A 19,691-nucleotide genomic window follows, 5' to 3' on the forward strand; every position below is an offset into this window, starting at 1 on the left:
TAAGAATGCAAGCGTGAGCAGCGGGAACGGGCAGCAGTCGGCGGGCGGGGGAGAGGCCGCGCCGCCCGAGCAGCTTGCGCTGATACGCGACGCCGTACGGAAGGCCAGGACGCCCAAGGCCAAGCCGCGGACGTGGCGCGGGGCCGCGCTCGCCAAGGACCGGCCCGTCGCGCGGGTCGTGGTCGACAAGGGCGTGCTGCATCTGGACCGGTACTTCGACTACGCGGTACCGGAGGAACTCGACGCCGTGGCGCAGCCCGGGGTGCGGGTACGGGTGCGGTTCGGGGCCGGTGGGCGCACGGTGCGCGAGGGGCGGCGCGAGGGCGGCGGGCTCATCGACGGGTTCCTCGTCGAGCGCGTGGCCGAGTCCGACTACCGCGGACCGCTCGCCGCGCTCGCCCAGGTCGTGTCGCCCGAGCCGGTGCTCTCGCCCGAACTGCTGGACCTCGCCCGCGCGGTCGCCGACCGGTACGCGGGCAGCCTCGCCGATGTGCTCCAACTCGCCGTACCGCCACGGCATGCCCGCGCCGAGGCCGCGACGACGGGGCCGCCGCCCGCGCCGCCCGTGGCGCCCGCCCCCGGCTCCTGGGTGCGGTACGGGCGCGGGGCGGACTTCCTGCGGTCGCTGGCGCAGGGCGGCGCACCGCGCGCGGTATGGACCGCCCTGCCCGGACCCGAGTGGGCCGAGGAGATCGCGCGGGCCGTGCAGGCCACGCTCGCCTCCGGCCGGGGTGCGCTGGTCGTCCTGCCCGCGGGGCGGCCCGCCGCCCGGGTCGACGCCGCGCTGCGGGAGCTGATCGGGGAGGGGCACCATGCCCTGCTGACGGCCGACGCCGGTCAGGAGCGGCGCTACCGGGAGTGGCTCGCCGTGCGGCGCGGGGCCGTACGGGCCGTCGTCGGGACCCGGGCCGCCATGTTCGCGCCGGTCCGCGATCTGGGGCTCGTCGTCGTCTGGGACGACGGGGACGCGGGGCACAGCGCCGACAACGCCCCGTACCCCCATGTCCGCGAGGTGCTGGAACTGCGGGCCACGCGCGACAAGTGCGCCTTCCTGCTGGGGAGTCGGAGCTGCACCGTCGAGGCCGCCCAGCTCGTGGCGAGCGGCTGGGCCGCGCCGCTCGTCGCCGACCGCGAGCGGGTACGGGCCGCGGCGCCCCTCGTACGGACCGTGGGGGACGAGGACCTCGCGCGGGACGAGGCGGCGCGGGCGGCACGGCTGCCGTCGCTCGCCTGGCAGGTGGCGCGGGAGGGGCTGCGGCACGGTCCCGTGCTGGTGCAGGTGCCCCGGCGCGGCTATGTGCCCAAGCTGGCCTGTGCGCGCTGCCGGGCGCCCGCGCGGTGCCGCCACTGCGCCGGGCCGCTGGCCGCGCAGGACGCGGGGGAGCTGCGCTGCGGCTGGTGCGGGCGGGAGGAGGCCTCCTGGCACTGCCCGGAGTGCGGCGGGTTCCGGCTGCGGGCGCAGATCGTGGGAGCGCGGCGCACGGCCGAGGAACTGGGGCGCGCGTTCCCGGCCGTCCCCGTGCGGACGTCGGGGCGCGAGCAGGTGCTGGACACGGTGCCCGCGGCGCCCGCGCTCGTGGTGAGCACTCCGGGCGCCGAGCCCGTCGCCGAGGGCGGCTACGCGGCGGCGCTGCTTCTCGACGGCTGGGCCATGCTCGGGCGGCCCGACCTCAGGGCGGGCGAGGAGGCGCTGCGGCGGTGGATCGGCGCGAGCGCGCTCGTCCGGCCGCAGTCGGCGGGGGGCACGGTCGTGATCGTCGCCGAGGCGACGCTGCGGCCCGTGCAGGCGCTGGTCCGCTGGGATCCCGTCGGGCACGCGGTGCGGGAACTGTCCGAGCGGGCCGAGCTGGGGTTCCCACCGGTGTCGCGCATGGCCGCCGTGACCGGACCGTCCGAAGCACTGGCGAGCTTCCTCAGCGCTGCCGAACTGCCGCCGGACGCCGAGGTGTTGGGCCCGATCCCAGCACCGCCGAGCGAGGCCGGGCGCCCACGAAAGCCCGGTGGGCCACCCCCGGGCGAACCCTGGGAGCGAGCGCTCGTCCGAGTACCACCCGGCAGCGGCTCGGCACTGGCCGCAGCCCTGAAGACGACACTCGCGACCCGAACGGCACGCGGCGGCAGCGGGGGCGGGGAGACGGTACGGATCCGGATCGATCCGCCGGACATTGGGTGAGGCGGGGGCGGGCAGGCGACCGCCTCCCGGCCCGGCACCATCCGGTCAGCCGTTGCATGGGCCTAGGAAGGCCGTTGGCCTCGGCTCGTTGTGTAGGGCGGGGTGATGGTGTGGATCCGGGGCGATCCGCCGAAGTGGGCTCTGGGGCGGGCAGGCGGCCGCCTCCCGGTCCGGTGCCCGGGAGGCGGGGAGGGCGGTTGGTCAGCCGTTTCGCGGGCCGGGGAAGGCCGTTGGCCTTGGGTCGTCGTGCAGGGCTGGGGTGCTTGCTGTCGGCTGGGTCGGCATCGAGCGGGCCGTGGGGACTGCGGAGATGCCCGCGCCCACGTTGAGCGTGCGGGTACCCGACGGCTCCGGTGTGCGCTCGGCCTCGGCGGCGGCCTGGGTCGTGGCCCGGCGGGCGCCGTAACGGCGGTGCACGGCCTGCTTGGTGACGCCCAGCGCGGAGCCGACGGCGTCCCACGAGAAGCCGAGCGAGCGGTCGAAGTCCACGGCGGCCGTCACCAGGGTCTCGACGCTGTCCCGCAACTCCTGGGCGAGACGGACGGTCGGGGCGGGCGCGCGCCCGTAGACGACGAACCCCGTCGACGGGCCGGAGCGGCGCGGACGGTAGACGTTGCCCAACTGGGCGGTGAGCGTGCGCAGTGCGTCCACCTGCCGGCGGACCCGCTCGATGTCCCGCACCAGCAAGTGCAGGCTGGCCCGAGCCTGGGCGTCGTGGGTTGCGTGGTCGGCCATGAACAAGCCTCTCGAACCGGCGTTGCAAGGGACCGGGCCGTGGTCACGGCCCGTTTAGGTCAACTCTCTCTTGACAACGCGTTTCCGGGCTTGTGGTCACGGTGCGGGGGCGCAAGGGCATATGCCTACGCCCCTGAGCGGCGATGCGCGCCGCGCGGCACACGATCCGCTGGGCCGGGACGGCCCTCGCACCGCCGGGCTGCCCGCCCCCATAGACTGGTGCGCTGCCCGTACGCCTTCGCGCAGCCGCAGGCGTGAGGGCCCGTCACACTCCCGCCCGAGAGGCCGTCCTTCACCCATGAGGCTTGTGTTCGCAGGTACCCCCGAGGTCGCCGTTCCCGCACTGGACGCGCTGATCGCGTCCGAGCGGCACGAGGTGGTGGCCGTCGTCACCCGGCCCGACGCACCGGCCGGGCGCGGCCGCAGGCTCGTCGCCAGCCCCGTGGCCCAGCGCGCGGAGGAGGCCGGGATCGAGATCCTCAAGCCCGAGCGGCCCCGCGACGAGGACTTCCTCGCCCGGCTGCGCGAGATCGCGCCCGACTGCTGCCCCGTCGTCGCCTACGGTGCGCTCCTGCCGCGCGTCGCCCTCGACATCCCCGTGCACGGCTGGGTCAACCTGCACTTCTCCCTGCTCCCCGCCTGGCGCGGCGCCGCCCCCGTGCAGCACTCCCTGCTGGCGGGCGACGAGATCACCGGCGCCACCACCTTCCTCATCGAGGAGGGGCTCGACTCCGGGCCCGTCTACGGCACCGTGACCGAGGAGATCCGCCGCACCGACACCAGCGGCGATCTGCTCACCCGGCTCGCCTTCGCCGGTTCCGGACTGCTCGCCGCCACCGTGGACGGGATCGAGGACGGCACCCTCAAGGCCGTGCCGCAGCCCGCCGAGGGCATCACGCTCGCACCGAAGATCACCGTCGAGGACGCGCACGTCGACTGGTCCGTCCCCGCGCTCCGCGCCGACCGCGTGGTGCGCGCCTGCACGCCCGCGCCCGGCGCCTGGACCACCTTCCGCGGCGAGCGCCTCAAGCTGATCCAGGTCACCCCCGTGCCCGAGCGGACGGACCTCGCCCCGGGGCAGCTCGCCGTCGGCAAGAACAGCGTGCACGTGGGCACGGGTTCGTACGCCGTCGAGCTGCTGTGGGTGCAGGCCCAGGGCAAGAAGCCGATGCGGGCCGCGGACTGGGCGCGCGGGGCGCGGATCGCCGACACGGAGACGCTCGGCGGCTGACCCTCCGCCCGCGCGACCCCCGTCGACCCTCCCGGCCTTCCCGCCCCCCGGCGGACGTAGGCTGGGAGCCGTATCCCACCCCACATCCGGAGCACCTTTTCGTGAGCGACCAGTCCCGTCGTCCCCGCAAGCCGGGCAAGCCCTACCGCCGGCCCCAGAAGGACCCCGTCCGCATCCTCGCCTTCGACGCGCTCAGGGCCGTCGACGAGCGGGACGCGTACGCGAACCTCGTCCTGCCGCCGCTGCTGCGCAAGGCGCGCGAGAAGGACGGCTTCGACGGCCGGGACGCGGCGCTGGCCACCGAGCTGGTGTACGGGACGCTGCGTCGCCAGGGGACGTACGACGCGATCATCGCGGCCTGCGTGGACCGGCCGCTGCGCGAGGTCGACCCGCCCGTGCTCGACGTGCTGAGCCTCGGGGTGCATCAACTGCTCGGGACGCGCATCCCCAGCCACGCCGCCGTGTCCGCCACGGTCGAGCTGGCCCGGGTCGTGCTCGGCGACGGACGGGCCAAGTTCGTCAACGCCGTGCTGCGCAAGGTCACCCAGCACGACCTCGACGGCTGGCTGGAACAGGTCGCCCCGCCGTACGACGAGGACCCCGAGGACCACCTCGCCGTCGTGCACTCCCACCCCCGCTGGATCGTCTCCGCCCTGTGGGACTCCCTCGGCGGACCGCGCGCCGGGATCGAGGATCTGCTGGAGGCCGACAACGAGCGGCCCGAGGTCACGCTCGTCGCCCGTCCGGGGCGCTCCACCCCCGACGAGCTGCTGCGCGAGGAGGCCGCGGTGCCGGGCCGCTGGTCGCCGTACGCCGTCCGGCTCACCGAGGGCGGCGAGCCCGGTGCCGTCGAGGCGGTACGCGAAGGCCGCGCGGGCGTGCAGGACGAGGGCAGCCAGCTCGTCGCGCTCGCCTTCGCGAACGCCCCCCTCGACGGACCCGACCGCGCCTGGCTCGACGGCTGCGCGGGCCCCGGCGGCAAGGCCGCCCTGCTCGCCGCCCTGGCCGCCGAGCGCGGAGCCGTCCTGCTCGCCTCCGAGAAGCAGCCGCACCGCGCCGGACTCGTGGCCAAGGCGCTCGCCGGGAACCCCGGCCCGTACCAGGTCATCGCCGCCGACGGGACCCGGCCGCCGTGGCGCCCCGGCTCCTTCGACCGCGTCCTGATGGACGTGCCCTGCACCGGACTCGGCGCCCTGCGCCGCCGTCCCGAGGCCCGCTGGCGGCGCAGGCCGGAGGATCTCGACGGGTTCGCGCCGCTCCAGCGCGGCCTGCTGCGCACGGCTCTCGAGTCCGTACGCGTGGGAGGCGTCGTCGGCTACGCGACCTGCTCGCCCCATCTCGCCGAGACCCGCGCCGTCGTCGACGACGTGCTGCGGCAGTACGGGGACGCCGAGCTGATCGACGCCCGGCCGCTGCTGCCCGGCGTACCGGCCCTCGGCGACGGCCCCGACGTCCAGTTGTGGCCGCATCTGCACGGCACCGACGCGATGTACCTGGCGATCATCCGGCGCACGGGCTGACACCGCTCGACAGCCCCCGGGGACGCTCGTGACGGCCCCCGGGGACCGGCCCGGTCCAAAGCGGCCGGATCCCGCCGGGACCGGCGCGAGCGACGCGTCCTGGGCATGGCAGGCTTGGGTCATGGCCGTGCAGATCAACCCCAGCATCCTGTCCGCCGACTTCGCGCGCCTCGCCGAGGAGGCGAAGGCCGTCGACGGCGCCGACTGGCTCCACGTCGATGTCATGGACAACCACTTCGTCCCTAACCTGACGCTCGGCGTGCCGATCGTGGAGTCCCTGGCCCGCGCCACGGACACCCCGCTGGACTGCCATCTGATGATCGAGGACGCCGACCGGTGGGCGCCGCAGTACGTCGAGGCGGGCGCCGGTTCGGTCACCTTCCACGCGGAGGCCGCCGCCGCGCCGGTCCGGCTCGCCCGCGAGATCCGCGCCAAGGGCGCCCGCGCCTCCATGGCCCTCAAGCCCGCGACCCCGATCGAGCCGTACGAGGACCTGCTGCCCGAGCTGGACATGCTGCTCATCATGACGGTGGAGCCCGGCTTCGGCGGGCAGGCGTTCCTCGACATCATGCTCCCGAAGATCCGCCGTACCCGTGAGCTGATCAGCAAGCACGGCCTTGAACTCTGGCTCCAGGTAGACGGCGGAGTCTCGGCTTCCACCATCGAGCGGTGCGCCGAGGCGGGCGCGGATGTCTTCGTCGCCGGTTCCGCGGTGTACGGCGCGGCCGACCCCTCCGCGGCGGTCCACGCCCTGCGTGACCAGGCACAGCGGGCCACGGCCCAGGCCTCCTGGGCATGCGACCACTGAGCCAACAGAACCTGAACGCCGAACGTCCGGGCAGATCGGCCCCGCCGAATCTGCAAGGATGAACAGCGTATGCACAGTGTGAAGAGCAGTGAGGAGATGGCTGTGTCGGGTATGACGGCGGGCCGGTCAGCCATGCGGATGGGACCCGCTGAGCTGGTGCAGGCGGCGGCCATGGCCCGTCGCTTCTACCTCGAGGGCAAATCCAAGATCCAGATCGCGGAGGAGTTCGGCGTCAGCCGCTTCAAGGTGGCCCGGGTCCTGGAGACCGCCCTCGAACGGGATCTCGTACGGATCGAGATCCGGGTGCCGGCCGAACTGGACGCCGAGCGCTCCGACGCCCTGCGCGCCCGTTACGGCCTCAGGCACGCGGTGGTGGTCGAGTCCCCGGCCGAGGCCGAGGAGTCGCCCGACCCCGAGAACCTCGGTGAGGTCGCCGCCGATCTGCTCGGCGAACTGGTGACCGAGGGCGATGTGCTGGGACTGGCCTGGGGCCGCTCCACCATCAACATGGCAGCCGCCCTGAACCGGCTGCCCCCGTGCACGGTGGTGCAGCTCACGGGCGTGTACGACGCCGGGACCGCCGAGCGCGGGTCGGTGGAGGCCGTCCGCCGTGCCGCGCAGGTCTCGGGCGGGGACGCCCACCCCATCTACGCGCCGATGCTGCTGCCGGACGAGGCGACCGCGGCGGCGCTGCGCAACCAGACGGGGATCGCCCGCGCCTACGAGTACTTCGACAAGGTGACGGTCGCCTGCGTCTCCATCGGCTCCTGGGCGCCGGGCATCTCGACGGTGCACGACATGCTCAGCGAGGAGGAGCGCGCGCACTACGCCTCGCTCGGTGTCGCCGCCGAGATGTCCGCGCACCTCTTCGACGCCGAGGGGCGCCGGATCGGGCGGGACCTGGGGGAGCGGTGCATCACCGTCAAGGCGGACCAGCTCCGCCGTGTCCCCGAGGTCGTCGCGATCGCGGGCGGCCAGCGCAAGGCGGCGGCCATCGACGCGGTGCTGCGGTCCGGGCTCGTCACCAGCCTGGTCACGGACACGGCGGCGGCCGACTATCTGATGACGGCGGGGCAGCCGCCGAAGCCCGCCCTGAACCGCGCGGATCCCGACGGTTCCTGAGAACGGGGCGGCCGCGGTGGCATCGACACATGCCGCCGCGGCCGTCCCCGTTCTGCCGTAGGGCGTTCTGCCGTACGGCGTTCTGCTGCACGGCCGAAACCCGTCCCCCGCGACGCGACCGGGACACCGGGTCCACGATCCTTGAGCCATGCGTGCCGCCCGCCTGCTCCGCATGGCGCTCCTCGTCCAGTCGAGCCCCGGCCTGACCGCCGAGGCCCTCGCCCGTGCGCTGGACATCTCCCGGCGCACGGTGATCCGTGACGCCCAGGCGCTCCAGGAGGCGGGCGTGCCCATCCGGGCCGAGCGCGGCCGGGCGGGCGGCTACCACCTGGCGCCCGGCCACCGCACCCGGCTCACCACCCTGCATCCCACCGAGGCCGAGACGCTCTACCTCTCCGGACTGCCGACCGCCCTGCGGGACCTGGGGCTCTCGGACGCGGCGGACACGGCCCGGCTGAAGCTGTCGGCCACCCTGCTCCCCTCGCTGCGCGCGGCGGCCGAGTCGTCGGTGCGGCGCTTCCACCTCGACGCCCCGGCCTGGTTCCGCGAGCCGTCGGCCCCGGAGCTGCTGCCGGACCTGGCCCGCGCCGTATGGTCCGACCGCACCGTCGAGCTGTCCTACGCGCGACCGGGCCGGGACGGCGCGCCGCACCGCGTGGTGAGCCGGGTCCTGGAGCCGTACGGGCTCGTGCTGAAGGCGGGCGTGTGGTACCTCGTGGGCCGCGTCCCGAGGGAGCCGACGGGCCGTCTCCCGGGGGAGCCCACGGGCCGGGACGCCTGGCGCACCTACCGCGTCGACCGCGTCACGGCCCTTGCCCCCGCGCCCGGCGCCGAGGACCCCTTCGTCCGCGACCCGTCCTTCGACCTGGCCGCGCACTGGCGGGACCGGGCCGACGCGTTCGCGCGGGCGCTGCTGCGGACGACGGTCACCGTGCGCCTGACGGAGCGCGGCCTGCGCCGCCTGCCCGACGTGGTGGAGTCCGCCAGTGTCAGCGGCGCGACCCCGGCCGCCACGACCACGCCGGACGCCACCGGGCAGATCACGCTCGACCTGCCGGTGGAGTCGGAGGACATCGCCTTCGCCCAGTTGACCGGGCTGGGCGCGGACGTGGAGGTGCTGGCCCCGGCGGGCCTGCGCGCCCGCTTCCGCGCGCACGCGCGGGCCCTGGCCGCCCTGTACGGCGCGGAGCCGGAGCGTCAGCGGTAGTCGTCCACCGAGCAGTCCTTCCCGGCGTACCGGGCGTCCTCGATGTACGCGAGCGAGTCCGGCCTGCTGCCGTCCACGTCCCGTACGTCGTAGGCCCTGGCGAGATCCGCGCTGGAGGCCGACCTGCCGTTCCACCGCGCGGCCCGGTCCGGGTCGGCGGCGAGCGCGGCGACCCCGCGGGCGAGGTAGTACGGCGACTCGGCGATGGCGAAGTACGGCTCCTGGGCGATCGCGTCGCGCCAGTTCTCCTCCGTCACGCCGAAATGGGTGAGCATCTGCTCCGAGCGCAGGAAGCCCGGAGTGACGGCGACGGCCGTGCCCCCGTACTCCGCCAGCTCCTCGCCCAGCCCGAAGGCCATCCGGATCGGCGCGTTCTTCGCGAGGTCGTAGTAGAGGTTCTCGCGGTAGCGGCGGTTGAACGACGCCGTGCCGTCGGTGACTTCCACGTGCAGCGGCGCGTCCGAGCGGATGAGGAGCGGCAGGGCAAGCGCCGCGGTGATGACGTGCGAGCGCACCCCGAGGTCCAGGATGCGCAGGCCCGCCGCGAGCGGCGTCTGCCAGCTCTTCTTGCCGAAGACGGAGTCGACGAGCAACTGCTCGCCGCCCCAGAGGTCGTTGACGAGGATGTCGAGCCGCCCCCGCTCGCGGTCGATCCGCTCGACCAGGGCGGTCACCCGGTCCGGGTCCAGGTGGTCGGTCGGGACGGCGACGCCGGTGCCGCCCGCCGCCGTGACCAGCTCCGCCGTCTCCTCGATGGTCTCCGTGGCCCGGCCGACCTCGCTGGTGTGCGTACGGGTGGTGCGGCCGGTGACGTAGACGGTGGCGCCCGAGCGGCCGAGTTCGACGGCGAGGGCGCGCCCGGCGCCGCGGGTGGCCCCGGCGACGAGCGCGATCCGGCCGGTGAGCGGGGCCTCCTGGGCGGGGGAGGGGGCGCGGGTGTCGGTGAAGTCGTCCATGCCCCTCACGGTGCACGCCAAAGGTGACAGTTCACGTCACCGTTTCCGCGCGGCCTGTTCCCGCCCTCTTGGAGGATCCCCCGAAGACCCCGCTGACCTGCCTGGACGATCCGTCCGGGCATCGCCCGCCCCCCGCCATGGGAGAATGAAGTACGTGCTTTTCCCCCTGGCTGACCCGTCAGGGGGCCACCTCTGATCGACCGGGATGTGCAGCACGTGCGTTTCCTCAATGACATCCAGCCCGCGTACGACCTGACGTACGACGACGTCTTCATGGTGCCGAGCCGCTCCTCGGTGGGCTCCCGCCACGGTGTGGACCTCTCCTCCCCGGACGGCTCGGGGACGACGATCCCGCTGGTCGTCGCCAACATGACCGCGATCGCCGGCCGCCGTATGGCCGAGACGGTCGCCCGCCGCGGCGGACTCGTCGTGATCCCCCAGGACATCCCGATCGACGTGGTCGCCGAGGTCGTCTCCTGGGTCAAGGAACGTCATCTGGTCCTCGACACCCCGATCGTGCTCGCCCCGCACCAGACGGTCGCCGACGCGCTCGTGCTGCTGCCGAAGCGCGCGCACAACGCCGGTGTCGTCGTGGACGCCGAGCACCGGCCGATCGGTGTCGTCACCGAGGCCGACCTGTCCGGCGTGGACCGCTTCACCCAGCTCGAAGTGGTGATGTCGAAGGACCTGCTGCTGCTCGACGCCGCCATCGACCCGCGCGAGGCCTTCAACGTCCTCGACGGCGCCAACCGCCGCTACGCCCCGGCCGTGGACGAGGACGGCAGGCTCGCCGGCATCCTCACCCGCAAGGGCGCGCTGCGCGCCACGCTCTACACGCCCGCCACCGACGCCGACGGCAAGCTGCGGATCGCCGCGGCCGTCGGCATCAACGGCGACGTCGCGGGCAAGGCCAAGCAACTGCTCGAAGCGGGCGTCGACACGCTCGTCGTCGACACCGCGCACGGCCACCAGGAGTCGATGATCAGCGCCGTCCGCACCGTGCGCGCGCTCGACCCCCAGGTGCCGATCGTGGCCGGCAACGTGGTCGCCGCGCAGGGCGTGCGCGACCTGATCGAGGCGGGCGCGGACATCGTCAAGGTCGGCGTGGGCCCCGGCGCCATGTGCACCACGCGCATGATGACCGGCGTCGGCCGCCCGCAGTTCTCGGCGGTCCTGGAGTGCGCCGCCGAGGCGAAGAAGTACGGCAAGCACGTGTGGGCCGACGGCGGTGTCCGCCACCCGCGCGATGTCGCGATGGCGCTGGCGGCCGGCGCGTCCAACGTGATGGTCGGCTCGTGGTTCGCGGGCACGTACGAGTCCCCGGGCGACCTCCAGCAGGACGCGGAGGGCCGCTTCTACAAGGAGTCGTTCGGCATGGCGTCCGCGCGCGCGGTCCTCAACCGCACGTCGGAGGAGTCGTCGTACGACCGCGCCCGCAAGGCCCTGTTCGAGGAGGGCATCTCGACCTCCCGCATGTTCCTCGACATGGCCCGTCCGGGCGTCGAGGACCTGATCGACTCGATCATCGCGGGCGTCCGCTCGTCCTGCACCTACGCGGGCGCCGACTCGCTCGAGGAGTTCGCCGAGCGGGCCGTCGTGGGCATCCAGAGTGCCGCGGGCTACGCGGAGGGCAAGCCGCTGCACGCCAGTTGGAGCTGAGCCAGGCCCCCCGCTCGTACGACTGGCCCCCTCTCCGCACCGACGGGAGGGGGCCGTCGTACGAGGTGAGGCGGTGGCCGGAGGGGGAGGGCCGCGGGGCAGGTGTTCTACTTCTGTGGGCCACCGGCGTTCCCGGTCGGCCGCCGTCGCGTCCGCCGTCGTGGACCGTACGGCACCGCATGTCATACGCAGAGAAGTGAACCACCCGCCTTGCTGAACGATCTCGACGAACGCATCGTGCACGCCCTTGCCGAGGACGCCCGCCGCTCCTACGCGGACATCGGCCAACAGGTCGGCCTGTCCGCACCCGCCGTGAAGCGGCGCGTGGACCGGCTGCGCGCCACCGGCGCCATCACCGGCTTCACCGTCCGCCTCGACCCTGGAGCGCTCGGCTGGCAGACCGAGGGATACGTCGAGATCTACTGCCGCCGCAACACCTCGCCCGAGACCATCCAGCGGGGCCTGGAGCGCTACCAGGAGGTCGTGGCGGCCTCCACCGTCACCGGTGAGGCGGACGCGATCGTCCAGGTCTTCGCCTCCGACATGCGCCACTTCGAGCGCGTACTGGAACGGATCGCCGGGGAGCCGTTCGTGGAGCGCACCAAGTCCGTGCTGGTCCTCTCCCCGCTGCTGCGCCGGTTCTCGTAGCACCCGGCCGGGCGGCGCGCAACGAATCGCCGCCGGGCCGCGTACGGACGCAACGAACAGCGCGTCGGCGCGCAACGGGTCCTGCTTGTCCGGCCCGGCGCGCCGACCGTAGCGTCTTCTTCACCTCCCGAATCCCTTCCTTTGGTGGAGAACACGCATGCGCACCGCCCTGCTCCAGAGCTCCGGCACGCCCGGTTCCGTCGCCGAGAACCTCGCGGTGCTCGACGAGGCCGCGGGCCGTGCCGCCGCCCGCGGCGCCGGGCTGCTGATCGCGCCGGAGATGTTCCTCACCGGGTACGCGATCGGTGCCGAGGTCGGTCGGCTCGCTGAGGCGGCCGACGGCGAACAGGCCGACGCGGTCGCCGAGATCGCCGCGCGGCGGGGGCTCGCGATCGCCTACGGCTACCCGGAGCGGGACGGCGAACGCGTCTTCAATTCCGCCCAGTTGATCTCCACCGACGGCACCCGCCTCCTCGGCTACCGCAAGACCCATCTGTACGGCGGCTTCGAACGCGACCACTTCACCCCGGGTGAACAGCCGGTCGCCCAGGCCGAGTTGGGCGGTCTGCGGGTCGGGCTGATGATCTGCTACGACGTCGAGTTCCCGGAGAACGCCCGCGCCCACGCCCTGGCCGGGACCGACCTCCTCGTGGTCCCGACAGCCCTGATGCACCCGTACCAGTTCGTCGCCGAGTCCGTCGTCCCGGTGCGCGCCTTCGAGAACCAGATGTACGTCGCGTACGCCAACCGGGTCGGCCGTGAAGGGGAGTTCGAGTTCACCGGGCTGTCCGCCCTCGCCGGGCCCGACGGGGTCGTCCGGGCGCGCGCGGGCCGCGCCGAGGAACTCGTCGTCGCCGACGTCGACCCCGGCCGTCTCGCCGCCTCCCGCGCGGCGAACCCGTATCTGGCGGACCGCCGCCCCGGCCTCTACACGTCCCTCGTCTGACCCCGCGCCCGACCCTCGTTCGACCTCTCGGCTCGCCCCAAGAGCCGGTTCCCCGCAAGGAGTTCGCACCGCCATGACCTCCACGGTGCCCACCGCCGTCCCGCACACCGACGGGCAGCAGCCGCCGATCACCATGTTCGGGCCGGACTTCCCCTACGCGTACGACGACTACCTCGCCCACCCGGCGGGCCTCGGGCAGATACCCGCGACCGCGCACGGCAGCGAGGTCGCGGTCATCGGCGGCGGCCTGTCCGGCATCGTCGCCGCGTACGAGCTGATGAAGATGGGCCTGAAGCCCGTCGTGTACGAGGCCGACCAGATCGGCGGCCGACTGCGGACCGTCGGCTTCGAGGGCTGCGACCCCTCGCTGACCGCCGAGATGGGCGCCATGCGCTTCCCGCCGTCCTCCACGGCGCTCCAGCACTACATCGACCTGGTGGGCCTGGAGACCAGGCCGTTCCCCAACCCGCTGGCCGAGGCGACCCCGTCGACCGTCGTCGACCTCAAGGGCGAGACCCACTACGCCGAGACCCTGGACGATCTGCCGCAGGTCTACCGCGATGTGGCCGCCGCCTGGAACGCCTGCCTGGAGGAGGGCGCCGACTTCTCCGCGATGAACCGCGCCCTGCGCGAGCGGGACGTCCCGAGCATCCGCGCGATCTGGTCGAGGCTGGTCGAGAAGCTCGACAACCAGACGTTCTACGGCTTCCTCTGCGACTCCGAGGCCTTCCGGTCCTTCCGGCACCGCGAGATCTTCGGCCAGGTCGGCTTCGGCACCGGCGGCTGGGACACCGACTTCCCGAACTCCATCCTGGAGATCCTGCGCGTCGTCTACACCGAGGCCGACGACCACCACCGCGGCATCGTGGGCGGCTCCCAGCAACTGCCCCTGCGGCTGTGGGAGCGGGAGCCGGAGAAGCTCGTGCACTGGGCGTACGGCACCTCGCTGAAGTCCCTGCACGCGCACGGTGAACCGCGCCCCGCGGTGACCCGGCTGCACCGCACCGCGGGCAACCGGATCACCGTCACCGACGCGAGCGGCGACATCCGTACGTACGGGGCGGCCGTCTTCACCGCCCAGTCCTGGATGCTGCTCTCCAAGATCGCCTGCGATGACGCGCTCTTCCCGATCGACCACTGGACGGCGATCGAGCGCACGCACTACATGGAGTCGAGCAAGCTCTTCGTGCCCGTGGACCGGCCGTTCTGGCGGGACAAGGACGAGCGCACGGGCCGCGACGTCATGTCGATGACGCTCACCGACCGGATGACCCGCGGCACCTATCTGCTGGACGACGGCCCGGACAGGCCCGCCGTGATCTGTCTGTCGTACACCTGGTGCGACGACAGTCTGAAGTGGCTGCCGCTGTCCGCGAACGAGCGGATGGAGGTCATGCTGACCTCGCTCGGCGAGATCTACCCGGACGTCGACATCAGGAAGCACATCATCGGCAGCCCGGTGACGGTCTCCTGGGAGAACGAGCCCTGCTTCATGGGCGCGTTCAAGGCGAACCTGCCCGGCCACTACCGCTACCAGCGGCGCCTGTTCACCCACTTCATGCAGGACCGGCTGCCCGCCGACCAGCGAGGGATCTTCCTCGCGGGCGACGACATCTCCTGGACGGCGGGCTGGGCCGAGGGCGCCGTGCAGACCGCGCTCAACGCGGTGTGGGGCGTCATGCACCACTTCGGCGGCACGACCGACCCGACCAACCCCGGCCCCGGCGACCTCTACGACGAGCTCGCACCGGTCGAGCTGCCCGAGGACTGAGCCCGGCTGCGCGGGCGGATCAGACTCCGGCCGCCCGCGCCTTCTCGTACAGTTCCGTGGCGATGTCCGTCAGCTCCGCGGCGTTCCGCGCGCTCGACTGGAGGTCCACGCAGATCTCCTCCATGCCGATCTCCGCGTGGGCGAGCAGGTCCTCGACGAGCTGGTCGGTGCTGCCGTGGAACGCGGCCCGGCCGGTGCCCTCGACCGGCTTCGCCGTGAGCCGGGCGTTGGCCCGCAGCACCGTCCGGATCGGCTCCGTACGGCCGCGTTCGGCGGCCAGCTCCCGCAGCGTCCGCCACTGGCTCGCGATCTGCTCCACCCCCGCGCCGACCGGCAGCCAGCCGTCGGCACGGTCGACCAGTCGCTCCTGTGCCCGGCGCGAGGCGGCGGCCAGCATGATCGGGATCGGCCGGGCCGGTTTGGGACCGACCACGGCCGAGTCGATCGTGGTGATCCGCCCGGTGTAGCGCACCGGGTCCGGTCCCCACACGGCCCGGCAGACGTCGATCACCTCGTCCAGGACCCGGCCGCGCTCCTTGATCGGCCGCACGCCGGTGGCCGCGTACTCGTCCAGCGACCAGCCCGTGCCGAAGCCCGCGATGACCCGCCCGCCACTGGCGGCGTCCAGCGACGCGAGGGCCTTGGCGAGCTGGAAGGGAAGGTGCAGCGGCGCCACGAGCACGCTGCTGCCCAGTTCGGCCCGTTCCGTGGCCGTCGCCGCCAGGGTGAGCGTCACCAGCGGGTCCGCGACATGGCGGTAGGAGTCGGGCCAGGGCAGTCCCTCGATGCCGTACAGCCCCTGCGTGGCCGGTTCGGGGAACAGGGCCCGCTCGAACACCCACAGGCTGTCGTAGCCGACGCGTTCCAGGTCGCGTGCCACGTCGGGCACGTCCTTGCCGAGGTCGTACTGCCGCATCTGCGGGAGGCCGAGTCCCAGACGGATCGTCATGGTGCTGCTCCTTCGTGATCGCGGGTCGGCGGTCAACCTACCGTGACGGCAGGGCAGTTCCGAGGACCTCGGGCGATCGTGGCGGATTCCGCGCGTACGGTGTCCGGCGTGGCACCGGGGCACCGGGGAAGGGGCGTGAGCAGCAGCCGGCTCGCGAAGCCGACGGTCAGGTCCAGGCGCCGGGTGAACTCCTCGGCGATCTCCGGCAGTTCCCTGAGCGCCCACAGGGCACGTGCCGCGGCCCAGGCGGCCTCGCGCGCCCGCTCCAGGTTCCACGCGCTGATCAGATGAGTGAGCGGATCGGCGACATGGAGCAGCTCGGGGGAGGGCGCCAACTCGTCGTGGACGCGCTCCTCCAGCGCGTCGAGGATGTCGCCCACGGCGTCGAACTCGTCCTTCAGATCGGCCGGTCCACAGCCCAGGGAGCGACAGGCGGCCACGACGGCCAGCGCGAGATCGTGCCCGACGTGCGCGTTGACAGCGGCGAGCGCGAACTGCACCGGGAGGACGCCGGGATGGTGCCGTGACCGGAACAACGGGCGCCAGCAGGCGGGCGGTTCGCCCTGCTCGGCCGCCGTCAGATACCGCTCGGCGAACCGCACGTCCAGCGTGGTCGCGGCCCGCCGGTCCGGGAAGCGCCCGGCGTCCGGAGCGCGCCCGGCCTCCTCGGTGACGGTGAGGTACACGCGGTTGAAGACCGCGACACCGTCACCGGGCGGCCATGCGGCGTCGAGCGCGCGCATCCGTGAGACGACCGTGCCCACTCCGGTGGTGAACCGCTCCACCTGCTCCACCTGCTCCGACCGCGCCATGCGGGAAGGGTGGCAGCCCTGGGCCGAGCGGGAGGGCTCCAGGCCGCAGGCTTCCCCGGAACGGGGGAACGCGGCGCCGGTCCGGGCGGGGGAGCGTCAGCCCTCGGATCTCAGCCCTCAGACCTCGGATCTCAGATCTCAGGTCTCAGGCGGACGCTCCCCGCAGGGCACCGCCTACGAGTCGGCGCGCCGGTCCGTGTCGCGAGCGCCGTCCGCGCCCTCGCCGTCCTCGTTGTACGAGGACGTGCCCGAGTCCAGCAGCGGCTCCTGCGCCTTCAGATGCGCGGGGGCCATCGCCCGCAGCGCGTGGTACCCGGTGATGACGACCAGCGTGCCCAGCGCGATACCGCTCAGGGTGAAGGTGTCGGTGAACTTCATCGTGACGTTGCCGACGCCGATGATGATGCCCGCCGCGGCCGGCACCAGGTTCAGCGGATTGCGCAGATCCACCTTGGACTTGATCCAGATCTGCGCGCCGAGCAGACCGATCATGCCGTACAGGATGACGGTGATACCGCCGAGCACACCGCCGGGGATCGCGGCCACGATCGCGCCGAACTTCGGGCAGATGCCGAAGAGAAGCGCGAAGCCGGCCGCCGCCCAGTACGCGGCGGTCGAGTAGACACGGGTGGCGGCCATCACGCCGATGTTCTCGGAGTACGTCGTGTTGGGCGGGCCGCCGACCGCGGTCGAGAGCATGGAGGCGACACCGTCCGCGGAGATCGCCGTGCCCAGCTTGTCGTCCAGGGTGGCGCCGGTCATCTCACCGACCGCCTTGACATGTCCCGCGTTCTCCGCGACCAGCGCGATCACCACGGGCAGCGCGACCAGGATCGCGGACCACTGGAAGGACGGGCCGTGGAAGGAGGGCAGACCGATCCAGTCCGCGTGGCCGACGCCCGAGAGGTCCAGCCGCCAGTGGTCGGTGACCTTGCCGCTGCCGTCCACCGAGTGGATCTTGCCGAAGATCCGGTCGAACGCCCAGGAGATCCCGTAGCCGAAGATCAGCCCCAGGAAGATCGCGACCCTGGACCAGAAGCCGCGCAGACACACCACGGCCAGCCCCGTGAAGAGCATGACCAGCAGGGCGGTCCACTGGTCCTGCGGCCAGTAGGTGGACGCGGTCACGGGCGCGAGGTTGAAACCGATCAGCATCACGACCGCGCCGGTCACGATCGGCGGCATCGCCGCGTGGATGATCCGCGCCCCGAACCGCTGGACCGCGAGGCCCACGAGGAACAGCACCACACCCACGACGAACACCGCGCCGGTCACCGTGGCGCTGGTGCCGCCCTGCGCCCGGATCACCGCGGCGACGCCCACGAAGGAGAGCGAGCAGCCGAGATAGCTGGGTACCCGGCCGCGGGTCGCCAGCAGGAAGATCACGGTCGCGACACCGGACATCATGATCGCGAGGTTGGGGTCGAGCCCCATCAGCACGGGAGCCACGAAGCTCGCCCCGAACATGGCCACCACGTGCTGGGCGCCGAGTCCTACCGTGCGGGGCCAGGAGAGCCGTTCATCGGGGCGGACGACCGCCCCCGGCGCGGGCGTGCGCCCGTCACCGTGCAGCTTCCAGCGCACGCCGAGGTCCATGGTGAGGCTTCGCTTTCTCTTACCCGAACAACTGTCCCAACCATTGTCACGGTCACCAGGGGGTCCTCCGCACCCAAGACCCCTCGTGAGCTGGGTCTCAGCGGGGACGAAGCGTCGAAAGGCGCCCGCCCGCGCCCGGTTACCGCCGCTCGTCTGTGACCATGTTCACGTCCAGTTCGCCTCAGGTTCGCGGATCGGGCACCCCAGCGCTCGGCGGAGCGACCTTCGCACGGTCGCCCGCGCGCAGCACTCCCGCGAACACCGCGAGCCCGCACGTCAGCACCGTCACCAGACCGAACGACACCGTCAGATCAGTCAGCTGGGCCAGCCCACCGACCGCGCTCGGCGCGATCAGCCCCGAGGTGTACGTGATTGTCGCGACGCCCGCGATGGCCTGGCTGGGGTCGGTGCCGCTGTGCCCCGCCGCCGCGAAGCACAGCGGTACGACGACGGCGAGACCGAGCCCCATCAGGGCGAATCCGCCGATGGCCACCGCCGGGACGCCCGCGACGACGACGAGCAGGCCGCCGAGCGCGGCGAGCACCCCGCCCACGCGGACGGTACGGACGGCGCCGTAGCGGTCGACCACCCGGTCGCCCGCGAGCCGTACGACCGCCATGGTGAGCGTGAAGCCCGTGGTGCACGCGGCGGCGAGACCGGCCGAACTGCCCACCCGGTCCCGCAGATAGACCGCCGACCAGTCCAGACTCGCGCCCTCCGCGAACACCGCGCAGAAGCCGACCGCACCGATGAGCAGCGCGGACCTCGGCGGCAGCGCGAACCGGGGCGGCGGCTCCGCGTCGTCGGTGGACCGCAGGTCGAGCACCCAGGCGCAGGCCACGAGGCCGAGCAGGGTCAGGGCCCCGGCCGCCAGCGCGTGGTGCAGCCGGGCGTCCGAGCCCAGGTGGGCGGCGAGCGTGCCTGCCGCCGAGCCCACCACCGCGCCCGTGCTCCACAGACCGTGCAGCCCGGACATGATCGACCGGCCCAGCCGGTTCTCGATCTCCACGCCCAGCGCGTTCATCGCCACGTCCGACATGCCGGACGCGGCGCCGTACGCGAACAGCGCCACACACAGCGTCGGCAGGTTCGGCGAGAGGGACGGCAGGACCAGGGACAGCGTCCACAGCGAGAGCAGGAGGCGCAGCGCCGTGCGCGTGCCGAGGCGGTGGCTGATCCGGCCCGCGAGCGGCATGGCGAGGGACGCGCCGAACGCGGGGAAGGCGAGGGCGATGCCCAACTGCCCGGCGCCGAGCTGTGCGTGGTCCTGGATCCACGGGACGCGGGTCGCGAACGAGCCGGTGACGGAGCCGTGCACGGCGAACACCGCGGCCACGGCGTACCGGGCGCGCCTCACCTCCCGCGCCCCGCGCCCCTGTGTGCCCCTCTCGCTCATCCTCGGGCTCCTCCCCTCGGTGTCCACCCCGCTCCGCGCACGCAGACTACGGCGCGGTGCCGGAGAGGGGAGGACCGTCGCCGGTCGTGTTCCACACGCACCCGGACCAGGTGTCATATGCCCTGCGCGGAGCGGGAGTCGGGCGCGCCGACGAGAGGTGCT

Annotated in this window: 16 protein-coding genes; 10 read left to right on the plus strand and 6 right to left on the minus strand. The window is 73.2% G+C overall.

Annotation, left to right across the window (positions count from 1 at the left end):
- Positions 1-13: 13 nt before the first annotated feature.
- The gene (locus tag ACZ60T_RS26240) at positions 14-2,173 is read left to right on the plus strand and encodes a primosomal protein N' (protein WP_469668092.1); all 2,160 of its coding nucleotides are present in this window, start codon (positions 14-16) and stop codon (positions 2,171-2,173) included.
- A 201-nt stretch (positions 2,174-2,374) separates the two neighbouring features.
- Here the strand turns inward: ACZ60T_RS26240 and ACZ60T_RS26245 are convergent, their stop codons facing one another.
- Positions 2,375-2,908, minus strand: a complete 534-nt coding sequence (locus tag ACZ60T_RS26245) for a hypothetical protein (protein WP_469668093.1) — start codon at positions 2,906-2,908, stop codon at positions 2,375-2,377.
- A 298-nt stretch (positions 2,909-3,206) separates the two neighbouring features.
- On the opposite strand from ACZ60T_RS26245, the gene fmt reads away from it, so the two are divergent.
- From fmt to ACZ60T_RS26270, 5 genes are all read left to right on the plus strand, one after another.
- Positions 3,207-4,139: a methionyl-tRNA formyltransferase gene (gene fmt / locus ACZ60T_RS26250; RefSeq protein ID WP_469668094.1), complete on the plus strand. Its 933-nt coding sequence runs from the start codon at positions 3,207-3,209 to the stop codon at positions 4,137-4,139.
- A gap of 101 nt (positions 4,140-4,240) precedes the next feature.
- Positions 4,241-5,659: an RsmB/NOP family class I SAM-dependent RNA methyltransferase gene (locus ACZ60T_RS26255; protein WP_469668095.1), complete on the plus strand. Its 1,419-nt coding sequence runs from the start codon at positions 4,241-4,243 to the stop codon at positions 5,657-5,659.
- 121 nt (positions 5,660-5,780) lie between these two features.
- Positions 5,781-6,467, plus strand: a complete 687-nt coding sequence (gene rpe, locus ACZ60T_RS26260) for a ribulose-phosphate 3-epimerase (protein WP_252423521.1) — start codon at positions 5,781-5,783, stop codon at positions 6,465-6,467.
- Positions 6,468-6,545: 78 nt separating this feature from the next.
- Complete coding sequence (locus tag ACZ60T_RS26265) at positions 6,546-7,589, plus strand: sugar-binding transcriptional regulator (protein WP_252423860.1); 1,044 nt, start codon at positions 6,546-6,548, stop codon at positions 7,587-7,589.
- A gap of 148 nt (positions 7,590-7,737) precedes the next feature.
- A complete protein-coding gene (locus ACZ60T_RS26270; RefSeq protein ID WP_469668097.1) occupies positions 7,738-8,796 on the plus strand; it encodes a helix-turn-helix transcriptional regulator in 1,059 nt (352 codons plus the stop codon).
- Here ACZ60T_RS26270 and ACZ60T_RS26275 read toward each other — a convergent pair.
- Complete coding sequence (locus ACZ60T_RS26275; RefSeq protein WP_469668098.1) at positions 8,787-9,752, minus strand: SDR family oxidoreductase; 966 nt, start codon at positions 9,750-9,752, stop codon at positions 8,787-8,789. The genes ACZ60T_RS26270 and ACZ60T_RS26275 overlap by 10 nt on opposite strands.
- A 216-nt stretch (positions 9,753-9,968) precedes the next feature.
- Here ACZ60T_RS26275 and ACZ60T_RS26280 point away from each other — a divergent pair, with 216 nt between their 5' ends.
- The 4 genes from ACZ60T_RS26280 to ACZ60T_RS26295 all read left to right on the plus strand — a co-directional run bounded on the left by ACZ60T_RS26280 (position 9,969) and on the right by ACZ60T_RS26295 (position 14,776).
- Positions 9,969-11,411 carry a GuaB1 family IMP dehydrogenase-related protein gene (locus tag ACZ60T_RS26280; protein WP_469668099.1) on the plus strand — a complete coding sequence of 481 codons (1,443 nt, stop codon included), beginning with the start codon at positions 9,969-9,971 and terminating at the stop codon, positions 11,409-11,411.
- A gap of 210 nt (positions 11,412-11,621) precedes the next feature.
- Positions 11,622-12,059, plus strand: a complete 438-nt coding sequence (locus ACZ60T_RS26285; protein WP_252423516.1) for an Lrp/AsnC family transcriptional regulator — start codon at positions 11,622-11,624, stop codon at positions 12,057-12,059.
- Between the two features lie 157 nt (positions 12,060-12,216).
- Positions 12,217-13,005 (plus strand): carbon-nitrogen hydrolase family protein, encoded by a 789-nt coding sequence (locus tag ACZ60T_RS26290; RefSeq protein ID WP_469668100.1) that lies wholly within the window; start codon positions 12,217-12,219, stop codon positions 13,003-13,005.
- Between the two features lie 73 nt (positions 13,006-13,078).
- A complete protein-coding gene (locus tag ACZ60T_RS26295; RefSeq protein WP_469668101.1) occupies positions 13,079-14,776 on the plus strand; it encodes a flavin monoamine oxidase family protein in 1,698 nt (565 codons plus the stop codon).
- Between the two features lie 19 nt (positions 14,777-14,795).
- Here the strand turns inward: ACZ60T_RS26295 and ACZ60T_RS26300 are convergent, their stop codons facing one another.
- From ACZ60T_RS26300 to ACZ60T_RS26315, 4 genes are all read right to left on the minus strand, one after another.
- Positions 14,796-15,725, minus strand: coding sequence for an LLM class F420-dependent oxidoreductase (locus ACZ60T_RS26300; protein ID WP_469668102.1), 930 nt, complete (start codon positions 15,723-15,725; stop codon positions 14,796-14,798).
- A 32-nt stretch (positions 15,726-15,757) separates the two neighbouring features.
- Positions 15,758-16,537: a DUF5995 family protein gene (locus tag ACZ60T_RS26305; RefSeq protein ID WP_469668103.1), complete on the minus strand. Its 780-nt coding sequence runs from the start codon at positions 16,535-16,537 to the stop codon at positions 15,758-15,760.
- Between the two features lie 174 nt (positions 16,538-16,711).
- A complete protein-coding gene (locus ACZ60T_RS26310) occupies positions 16,712-18,133 on the minus strand; it encodes a uracil-xanthine permease family protein (protein ID WP_365631248.1) in 1,422 nt (473 codons plus the stop codon).
- A gap of 181 nt (positions 18,134-18,314) precedes the next feature.
- Entirely contained in the window at positions 18,315-19,529 is a 1,215-nt protein-coding gene (locus ACZ60T_RS26315) for an MFS transporter (protein ID WP_469668104.1), read from the minus strand.
- Between the last annotated feature and the right edge of the window lie 162 nt (positions 19,530-19,691).

Source organism: Streptomyces sp. NPDC104371 (assembly GCF_055583785.1).